The 8,683-nt window shown below is 68.2% G+C and carries 10 protein-coding genes; 1 reads left to right on the forward strand and 9 read right to left on the reverse strand.

The genetic code is table 11. The annotated features are described in order from the left end of the window. Window positions 1-115: 115 nt before the first annotated feature. Window positions 116-970, forward strand: coding sequence for an endonuclease/exonuclease/phosphatase family protein (locus QZM15_RS21580; RefSeq protein WP_302107222.1), 855 nt, complete (start codon window positions 116-118; stop codon window positions 968-970). A gap of 29 nt (window positions 971-999) precedes the next feature. Here the strand turns inward: QZM15_RS21580 and QZM15_RS21585 are convergent, their stop codons facing one another. The 9 genes from QZM15_RS21585 to QZM15_RS21625 all read right to left on the reverse strand — a co-directional run. Next, on the reverse strand, window positions 1,000-1,776 hold the full coding sequence (locus tag QZM15_RS21585; RefSeq protein ID WP_059645787.1) for a 3'-5' exonuclease: 777 nt from the start codon (window positions 1,774-1,776) through the stop codon (window positions 1,000-1,002). A gap of 3 nt (window positions 1,777-1,779) precedes the next feature. Then, window positions 1,780-2,874 (reverse strand): RNA polymerase sigma factor RpoS, encoded by a 1,095-nt coding sequence (gene rpoS / locus QZM15_RS21590; protein WP_089464811.1) that lies wholly within the window; start codon window positions 2,872-2,874, stop codon window positions 1,780-1,782. An 11-nt stretch (window positions 2,875-2,885) separates the two neighbouring features. Continuing rightward, on the reverse strand, window positions 2,886-3,776 hold the full coding sequence (locus QZM15_RS21595; RefSeq protein ID WP_059585304.1) for a peptidoglycan DD-metalloendopeptidase family protein: 891 nt from the start codon (window positions 3,774-3,776) through the stop codon (window positions 2,886-2,888). Between the two features lie 5 nt (window positions 3,777-3,781). Continuing rightward, the gene (locus tag QZM15_RS21600; RefSeq protein WP_059585330.1) at window positions 3,782-4,732 is read right to left on the reverse strand and encodes a protein-L-isoaspartate(D-aspartate) O-methyltransferase; all 951 of its coding nucleotides are present in this window, start codon (window positions 4,730-4,732) and stop codon (window positions 3,782-3,784) included. Then, window positions 4,729-5,490, reverse strand: coding sequence for a 5'/3'-nucleotidase SurE (gene surE / locus QZM15_RS21605; protein WP_059585303.1), 762 nt, complete (start codon window positions 5,488-5,490; stop codon window positions 4,729-4,731). Before surE ends, QZM15_RS21600 begins: the two co-directional genes overlap by 4 nt. 198 nt (window positions 5,491-5,688) lie before the next feature. Then, window positions 5,689-6,894: a CaiB/BaiF CoA-transferase family protein gene (locus QZM15_RS21610; protein ID WP_059585302.1), complete on the reverse strand. Its 1,206-nt coding sequence runs from the start codon at window positions 6,892-6,894 to the stop codon at window positions 5,689-5,691. Window positions 6,895-6,942: 48 nt separating this feature from the next. Beyond that, window positions 6,943-7,539, reverse strand: a complete 597-nt coding sequence (gene recR, locus QZM15_RS21615) for a recombination mediator RecR (RefSeq protein WP_006478665.1) — start codon at window positions 7,537-7,539, stop codon at window positions 6,943-6,945. A gap of 31 nt (window positions 7,540-7,570) precedes the next feature. Next, entirely contained in the window at window positions 7,571-7,897 is a 327-nt protein-coding gene (locus QZM15_RS21620; RefSeq protein WP_006482124.1) for a YbaB/EbfC family nucleoid-associated protein, read from the reverse strand. Window positions 7,898-7,992: 95 nt separating this feature from the next. Then, window positions 7,993-8,683: DNA polymerase III subunit gamma/tau C-terminal domain-containing protein (locus QZM15_RS21625; RefSeq protein ID WP_302107223.1), on the reverse strand; the 691-nt coding region annotated here is incomplete at its 5' end.

Here is an 8,683-nt window from a genome sequence, read left to right on the forward strand (position 1 = left end):
CGGACGGCCGCTCGACGCGGCTTTCCGATTCGCCCGCGGCCGGCGTGGGCCACGGAATCAGCGGAGGCAACGTCCGAGGCCCAACATCCCTACCCGCCCGACAGGAGGTTCGACCATGCGATTGATCGACTGGAACATCCAATGGGGCCGGGACGCGGATGGCGTCGTCGATCTTCCGCGCACCGTCGCGGCCATCCGCCGGCTCGGCGATTTCGACGTGCTGTGCCTGCAGGAAGTCACGCGCGGCTTCGACGCACTGCCCGGCCGGCCAGGCCCGGATCAGTTCGCCGAACTCGCGGCGCTGTTGCCCGGCTATACGATCGTCGACGCCATCGGCGCCGACCTGCCGGCCATCCGGCCCGGGGGAGCACGCCGCCAGTTCGGCAATGCGATCGCGACGCGGCTGCCGGTCGGGCGCGTGCTGCGCCAATTGCTGCCGTGGCCCGCGGACGCCGGCGCGCCGTCGATGCCGCGCGTCGCGCTCGATATCGAGTTGCAGGCGCCCTTCGGGCCGTTGCGCGTGATCACCACGCATCTGGAGTATTACTCGGCGCGCCAGCGGCTTGCACAGGTCGACGCGCTACGCGCCCGGCATCGCGAGGCCTGTGCGCACGCGGACCACCCCGCGCCCGCCGAAACCGCCGACGGGCCGTTCAGCGCGACCGGACAACCGCGCGACGCGATCGTCTGCGGCGATTTCAACAGCGCATTCGGCAGCGAGGCATACCGACGCTTTCTGGAGCCGATTGCCGACGCGCCGCGTTTCGTCGACGCGTGGGTCGCGCTGCATCCCGGTCGTACGCCGCCGCCGACGGCCGGCGTCTACGATACGGTGCAATGGTCGGACGGCCCGCTCGCGTGCGATTTCGTGTTCGTGACCGACACGCTGTTGCCGCGCGTCACCGGCTGCGAGATCGACGGCGACGTACGCGCGTCCGATCACCAGCCGGTGCTGCTCGAGCTGGCCTGAACGCGCAGGTTGCGGCGCCGCCGCCCGCGCTACGCGTCGAAGCCGGCCAGGTATTCGGCCCAGTGCGGCGCCGGCTCCAGCGCGAGCGCGTTCTTCACGAGCAGGATTTCGTCCGCGTACTCGCTCGGCGTCAGCCCGCCGCGCATCAACTGAAACCGGCAATACAGCAGGTAGGTGTTGACGACGTCGGTTTCGCAATAGTTGCGGATTTCGTCGATCCGGCCGTCGCGGAACGCCGGCCATACCTGGCTGCCGTCCATCCCGAGCTTGCCCGGGAAACCGCACAGCTTCGCCAGCGCGTCGAGCGGCGCGTTCGCGCGCGCCTGATACATCGCCAACACGTCCATCAGGTCGGTATGCCGCGAGTGATAGCGCGAGATGTAGTTGTTCCACTTGAATTCGCGGTCGTCCTCGCCGAGATCCCAGTAGCGGGTGGCGGGAATGCCGTGCACGAGCGCGCGGTAATGGAGCACCGGCAGATCGAAACCGCCGCCGTTCCACGACACGAGTTGCGGCGTGTATTTCTCGATCACGCGGTAGAACGACTGGATCAGCGTGGCTTCGTTGTCCTGCGGCGTCCCGAGCGAGCGCACGCGAAAACCGTTGTTGTCGCGGAACACGCACGAGATCGCCGCGATCCGCTGCAGATGGTGCGGCAGGAAATCGCCGCCGGTCTTCTCGCGGCGTGCGGCAAACGCATGTTCGGCCACCGCGGCATCGTCGAGCGTCGCGGGCAGGTCTTCCAGACGGCGGATGCCGTCGACATCGGGAATCGTCTCGATGTCAAAAACGAGAATCGGAGTCATCAGCTACAGAACGGCGTCCTTGCGCACGCCGTTGGAGGCGAAGAACCGCTTGAGGCGCACCAGCGCTTCCTGCTGGATCTGGCGCACGCGCTCGCGCGTGAGCCCCATCTCGTCGGCGAGCTCCTCGAGCGTCGCCGGTTCGATGTGGTTCAGGCCGAAGCGGCGCTCGATCACGTGCCGGTGCTTGTCGGACAGCCGCGATAGCCACGCGCGCGTCAGCGTTTCGAGCTCGCGGTGCTGCACCTCGGCGTCGGGCGACTGGCTCTGGTCGTCGGGCAGCAGGTCGAGCAGGCTGCTCGCGGGATCGAGGTCGAGCGGCGCGTCGAGCGATGCCGTGTGTTCGTTGAGCGCGAGGATATCGGTGACTTCCTCGGCGGTCTTGCCGGTGAGATAGGCGATGTCGTCGATACTGGCTTCGCGGCGCTCGGCCGCCTCGCCCGTCGACATCGAATTCTTTTCGAGGTGGCGCTTCGCGCGCAGCACCTGGTTCAGTTCGCGGATCACGTGCACGGGCAGGCGTACCGTGCGGGCCTGGTTCATGATCGCCCGCTCGATGCTCTGCCGGATCCACCACGTCGCATAGGTCGAGAAACGGAACCCGCGCGTCGGGTCGAATTTCTCGATCGCATGCATCAGGCCGAGGTTGCCTTCCTCGATCAGGTCGAGCAGCGGCACGCCGCGGTTCAGGTACCCCTTCGCGATACTGACGACGAGACGCAGGTTGCGCTCGATCATCACCTGCCGCGCCTCGAATTCGCCGGCCTTCGCGAGGCGCGAATAGCGCTGCTCTTCCTCGACGGTCAGCAGCGGCTTCACGCTGATGCGGTTCAGGTAATGCTGGATCGTGTCGGCCGTGAGCTCGGCCTGCAGCAGCGTGCGGAAATCGTCGACGTCGGGAACTGCTTCCTGGCGGCTTTCGCGCTCGTCGTCGCCACCGTCCGCGTCGGCGTCGGCGTCGCGTGCCTCGAGATCGCGTTCGTTTTCCGCGACGTCGTCTTCGTCGTCCGTCGAAGCACCTGCTCGCCCCACCGATGCTTGCGTGGCACGACTGATCTTCTCAGACTCGGCTTGCGGCTCGTGGCGCTTCGATTTCGGCATGGTCGTCTCGGTTATTGAGGCGGCAAATACTTCAGCGGATCGACAGGCTTACCCTGCCGGCGAACCTCGAAATGCAGCATCACGCGGTCGGCATCGCTGTTACCCATCTCGGCGATCTTCTGCCCCTTCGTTACCGCGTCCCCCTCTTTTACCATCAAAGCGCGATTGTGTGCATACGCCGTGAGGTAAGTTGCATCGTGTTTGATGATAATGAGGTTGCCGTAACCACGCAGCCCGTTGCCGGAGTAAACGACGCGGCCGTCTGCTGCCGCCTTCACGGCCTCGCCGGCCGTCCCGCCGATATTGACACCCTTGTTCTTCGCATCGTCGAACCCGTTCAGCACGGGGCCGCGCGCGGGCCACGCGAACGTCACGGGGCCGCTCGGGGCCGCGGCCGTATCGCTCGATCCCGTTGCCGCGGCCGGCGGCGTGGCGGCAAGCGCCGACGACGTGCCGGCAGCCGGCGTGGCCGGGCCGCTGCTCAGCGGCGCGGTCGCGACCGCACCACCGGCGATCGGTGCGGTGGCCGGCGCGCCCGCGACCGCGGCGCCGCCCGGCGGCGCGACACGCAGCAGTTGGTCGACTTCGATCTGGTTCGGGTTCGCCAGATTGTTCCACGACGCGATGTCTCGATAGTTCTGCCCGTTCTCGAGCGCGATCCGGTACAGCGTGTCACCCGGCTTCACCCGATAGAAGCCGGGCGGCGGCGGGCCGAGCGGCACCGCGGGCTGCGCGGCGGTGCTCGTGCCGAGCGCCCCGGAGCGATCGACGACGGGCGCGTTGTCGAGCCGCGTCGCACAGGCGGCCAGCAGCGTGGAGAAAGCAGCCACACAGATCGCGCGCTGGGCGAGCGTGAGCGGTTCCCTGGATCGGTTGTTTTGCATCGCGCGCAACATACTCATCGGTTTCAAATCACTCCGGATTTTAAAGGGACAAAGAAAACGCGATCAAGCCGGGACTCTCGCCATTGCGCGTGCGCGACGCGCTCGACGAGCGTGAGCACCTGGTGCTGTCCGCTCTGCGCACCGACAGGCGCGACGAGCCGCCCGCCGATCGCGAGTTGCTCGAGTAGCGCGCGCGGCACGTCGAGCCCCGCCGCCGCGATCACGATCGCGTCGAACGGGGCCGCGGACGGCAGGCCGACACGCCCGTCGCCGTAGTGCAGACGGATGTTCGGCACGCGCAGCGGCCGCAGGTTCAGCTTCGCGCGCTCGTAAAGCGGCTTGATGCGTTCAATCGAATACACGTCGCGTGCCACGTGGCTCAGCACGGCGGCCTGATAGCCGCAGCCCGTGCCGATCTCGAGCACGCGCTCGAGCGTGCGGCCGGCCATCGCGAGCTCGATCATGCGCGCGACGACCGACGGCTTTGAAATGGTTTGCTGGTGGCCGATCGGCAGCGCCGAATCCTCGTAGGCCTGCGTCGCGAGCCCCGGATCCACGAACAGGTGGCGCGGCACCGCGGCCATCGCGTCCAGCACGCGCGCATCGGTCACGCCGTTCGCGCGCAGGCGTTCGACCATCCGCTCGCGCACACGTTCCGACGTAAGCGCGAACGCGCCGGCCGGCGCGACACTCGGCGCAGCCGGCTTCGGCAGCGCAGGCTTCAGTGCGGTAGGCTTCGGTGCGGTCGCCGGCTTCGCGGCGGCGATACCCGGCTGCGGCGCACGCAACGCGGCCGGCTTCACCGCAACCGGTTTCACCGCGACCGGTTTCAGCGCGGCCGCGGGTTTGTCGGCGGCCTTCGGCACCGCGCCCGCCGTCTGGCGTTCGCCGGCCCGGCCTTTTTCCGACTTGCGTGGCGCTCGCTTGAGATCTTCGAGCGCGAGCGGGAACCGCTTCGCGCGCTCGCCGCTCATGAAGCCCGCCCTCCGGCGCGCGCCCATTCGCGCGTCGCGGGCAGCATCTGCGTATGCGTGAGATCGAGCTGCAGCGGCGTGATCGACACGAAACCGTTCGCGACGGCATGGAAATCGGTGCCTTCGCTGGCGTCCAGCGCCTCGCCCGCGGCGCCGATCCAGTAGATCGGCTCGCCGCGCGGGTCGGTCTGGCGAATCACCGGCTGCGACGGATGACGCTTGCCGAGGCGCGTGACCTTCCAGCCCTTCAGTTGATCGTACGGCAGGTTCGGAATGTTGACGTTCAGCAGCGGCTGGCCCGGCAGCGGATGCGCGAGGTAGTGCGCGACGATTTCCGCGGCGACGCGCGCGGCGTCGGCCAGATGCGTCCAGCCCTTGTCGACCAGCGAGAACGCGATGGCCGGCACGCCGAACATGATGCCTTCGGTGGCGGCTGCAACTGTCCCCGAATAGAGCGTGTCTTCGCCCATGTTCTGGCCGTTGTTGATGCCGGACACGACGATGTCCGGCCTTGCATCGGCCATCCCCGTCAGCGCGACGTGCACCGAATCGGTCGGCGTGCCGTTCACGTAGAAGAAACCCGTACCCGCTGCGCGCTGCACCGACAGCGGCCGCGACAACGTGAGGGAATTCGACGCGCCGCTGCAGTTCTGCTCGGGCGCGATCACCGTAAGCTCGGCCAGCGGCTGCAGCGCTTCGCTGAGCGCGGCGAGACCAGGGGCGAGATAGCCGTCGTCGTTGCTGAGTAGGATTCGCATCCGGCGATTGTAACCGAGGAAGGATGGCGCGAGAGCGACAGTCCAGCCACCGCAGGCGGGCGGGTATACGCATGGGCGGGCGATGCGCCGCCGTACTGCGCGGCGGCGTTCCGCGCGCTGGGGAAAACACCGTGTCGCCCGATTTGCCGCCTCGACGAAAGTCTGGACGACGGGATCCCATCGCCGGGCCGGCTGCGCTCAGATCGCGCCCGCCTCGCGCAGTGCGGCAATCGCCTGCGTGTCGTAGCCGAGGCCGCGCAGCACCTCGTCGGTGTGCTCGCCGAGCTCGGGCCCGAGCCAGCGCGTTTCGCCCGGCGTGGCCGACAGCTTCGGCGTGATGTTCGGCAGCGGAATGTCCGTGCCGTCGGCCAGCTTGAACCGCTGGATCATCTGGCGCGCGACGAACTGCGGATCGGTGAACATGTCGGCCGCGCTGTAGATGCGTCCGGCCGGCACGTCGGCCGCGTTCAGCACGCCGAGCGCCTCGTCGATCGTGCGCGGCGCGAGCCACGCGGCGATCGCGTCGTCGATTTCCTGCGTGCGCGGCACGCGCCCGTCGTTCTGCGCGAGCGCGGGATCGTCGGCGAGGTCGTCGCGCTCGATCGCCTTCATCAACCGCTTGAAGATCGGGTCGCTGTTGCCGCCGATCACGATGCTGCCGTCGCGGCATGCATACGTGTTCGACGGCACGATGCCCGGCAGCGACGCGCCGGTGCGCTCGCGCACCATCCCGTACACGCCGTATTCGGGCACCACGCTTTCCATCATGTTGAAGACGGCTTCATACAGTGCAACGTCGACCACCTGCCCCGCGCCGCCGTTGACCTTGCGGTGATGGAGCGCCATCAGCGCGCCGATCACGCCGTGCAGCGCGGCGATCGAATCGCCGATCGAGATGCCGATGCGCGGCGGCGGAAGATCCGGATAGCCGGTGATGTGGCGCAGCCCGCCCATCGATTCGGCGATCGCGCCGAAGCCGGGCCGGTCGCGGTACGGGCCCGTCTGCCCGTAGCCGGACAGGCGCACCATCACGAGGCCCGGATTGTCGGCCGACAGCACGTCGTAGCCGAGCCCGAGCTTTTCGAGCAGGCCCGGACGGAAATTCTCGATCACGATGTCGGCCTCGCTCGCGAGCTGCCGCGCGATCGCCTTGCCGGCGTCGGCTTTCAGGTTCAGCGTGACCGATTTCTTGTTGCGCGCCTGCACGGACCACCACAGCGACGTGCCGCCCTGCTCCGGGTAGAGCTTGCGCCACTTGCGCAGCGGGTCGCCGCCGTTCGGATCCTCGATCTTGATCACTTCCGCGCCGAATTCGGCGAACAGCCGCGACGCGAACGGCCCCGCGATCAGCGTTCCGAATTCGAGCACTTTGACGCCCGCGAGCGGGCCCTGGCTGGTGCTCATGTGTCTCCCTGGCATGAGGAACGGCGCCGCTAGCAGGCGGCGCCCGGCTTACATCGTGCGGCGATCGAGCATCGCGCGGGCGATGGTGCCCGCGTCCACGTACTCGAGCTCGCCGCCCACCGGCACGCCGCGCGCGAGACGCGTGACCGCCAGCCCGCGCGCCTTGAGCGTCTGGCCGAGATAGTGGGCGGTGGCTTCGCCTTCGTTGGTGAAGTTGGTCGCGAGCACGACTTCCTTGACGACGCCGTCGGATGCGCGCCGCACGAGGCGGTCGAAATGGATTTCCTTCGGACCGATTCCGTCGAGCGGGCTCAGTCGCCCCATCAGCACGAAATACAGCCCGCGGTAGGTCATCGTCTGCTCGAGCATGATCTGGTCGGCGGGCGTCTCGACGACGCACAGCAGCGTCGGATCACGCTCCTCGTCGCTGCAGACCTCGCAGATCTGCGCTTCGGTGAACGTGTTGCACTTTTCGCAATGCTGCAGGTGCTCGGTCGCGAACAGCAGCGACCGGCCGAGCCGCTCCGCGCCCTCACGGTCGTGCTGCATCAGGTGAACCGCCATGCGCTGCGCGGATTTCGGCCCGACGCCGGGCAGCACGCGCAACGCTTCGACGAGAGCGGACAGGGCGGACGGCTGTTTCATACGGCGGCAAACGGTGGCAAGGACGCCAAGCTCAGAACGGCAGCTTGAAGCCCGGGGGCAGCGGCAGGCCCGACGTCATGCCGCTCATCTTTTCCTGCGACGTGGCTTCGGCCTTGCGCACCGCGTCGTTGAACGCAGCGGCGACGAGATCCTCGAGCATGTCCTTGTCGTCCGCGAGCAGGCTCGGGTCGATCGACACGCGGCGCACTTCGTTGCGGCACGTCATCGTCACCTTGACGAGGCCGGCGCCCGACTGCCCTTCGACCTCGATCAGCGCAAGCTGCTCCTGCATCTTCTTCATGTTTTCCTGCATTTGCTGCGCTTGCTTCATCAGTCCGGCGAGGTTGCCTTTCAACATGGGAATACTCCTTCTCGATCGTGTGAAAACCGGCACGCGGCGCGTGCCGGCCAATGTGTGCGGGGCGTGATTGTGCCTGTCGCGGGGCGCTCAGTTCAATGGAGTGTAGGCGGCGCGCCGTCCGGCGACGAATCGGCGAGCGGACGCACCGACCCCTCGACGATGCGCGCACCGAACTCGCGCACGAGCTGCTGGACGAACGGATCGCCGTGAATCTCCTGCTCGGCTTCACGCTGGCGTGCCGCGCGCGCGGCCGCATCGAGCGCCGCCGCGGTGCGCCGTGCGGGCCCGACCTCCACGGTCACCTCGACCGGCTTGCCGAGCGCATCGGCCAGCGCGGCCTTCAGCTTCGCCACCTGAGCGGCGTCCGCATACTGCGGCACGGGCACGGACAGTTTCAACGCGCTCGCATCGACGGCCGTCAGCTCGCTGTTGAACGCGAGCTGGTATGCAACACCCTTCAGCGGCAGCCGCGCGGCCAGCGCCGGCCATTCGCCGTCGAAGCCGATCGGATCGAGCGCGATCGCCGGCGGTAGCGGGCGCGTGTCGATCGGCGCGGCCGGACGTGCGTCCGCCGGCTTCGGCGTCACACGCACATCGTCGGGACCGCTGTCGAACACCGGCACGAAGCCGTCGTCGGAACCGCCGAACATTTCGTCGGCGCTGAGCGGCACGTAGTCGTCGGGCGGGATGTCCTCCCACGGCGGCGACGGCTGGCGCGCGTCGGCGGCTTGCGGCGCGCGGGCGGCGGCACGCGGCGTCGGCACCTGCACGGCCGGCCGCGGC

Origin of the sequence: Burkholderia sp. AU44665 (assembly GCF_030504405.1) — a bacterium.
Classification (GTDB): Bacteria; Pseudomonadota; Gammaproteobacteria; order Burkholderiales; family Burkholderiaceae; genus Burkholderia; species Burkholderia semiarida.

Excerpts from the sequence above, each read along its gene's own strand:
- surE (WP_059585303.1), bottom strand. The coding sequence starts at position 5,490 with ATGCGAATCCTACTCAGCAACGACGACGGCTATCTCGCCCCTGGTCTC.
- QZM15_RS21580 (WP_302107222.1), top strand. The coding sequence starts at position 116 with ATGCGATTGATCGACTGGAACATCCAATGGGGCCGGGACGCGGATGGC.
- QZM15_RS21595 (WP_059585304.1), bottom strand. The coding sequence starts at position 3,776 with ATGAGTATGTTGCGCGCGATGCAAAACAACCGATCCAGGGAACCGCTC.
- rpoS (WP_089464811.1), bottom strand. The coding sequence starts at position 2,874 with ATGCCGAAATCGAAGCGCCACGAGCCGCAAGCCGAGTCTGAGAAGATC.
- QZM15_RS21620 (WP_006482124.1), bottom strand. The coding sequence starts at position 7,897 with ATGTTGAAAGGCAACCTCGCCGGACTGATGAAGCAAGCGCAGCAAATG.
- QZM15_RS21585 (WP_059645787.1), bottom strand. The coding sequence starts at position 1,776 with ATGACTCCGATTCTCGTTTTTGACATCGAGACGATTCCCGATGTCGAC.
- recR (WP_006478665.1), bottom strand. The coding sequence starts at position 7,539 with ATGAAACAGCCGTCCGCCCTGTCCGCTCTCGTCGAAGCGTTGCGCGTG.
- QZM15_RS21610 (WP_059585302.1), bottom strand. The coding sequence starts at position 6,894 with ATGAGCACCAGCCAGGGCCCGCTCGCGGGCGTCAAAGTGCTCGAATTC.
- QZM15_RS21600 (WP_059585330.1), bottom strand. The coding sequence starts at position 4,732 with ATGAGCGGCGAGCGCGCGAAGCGGTTCCCGCTCGCGCTCGAAGATCTC.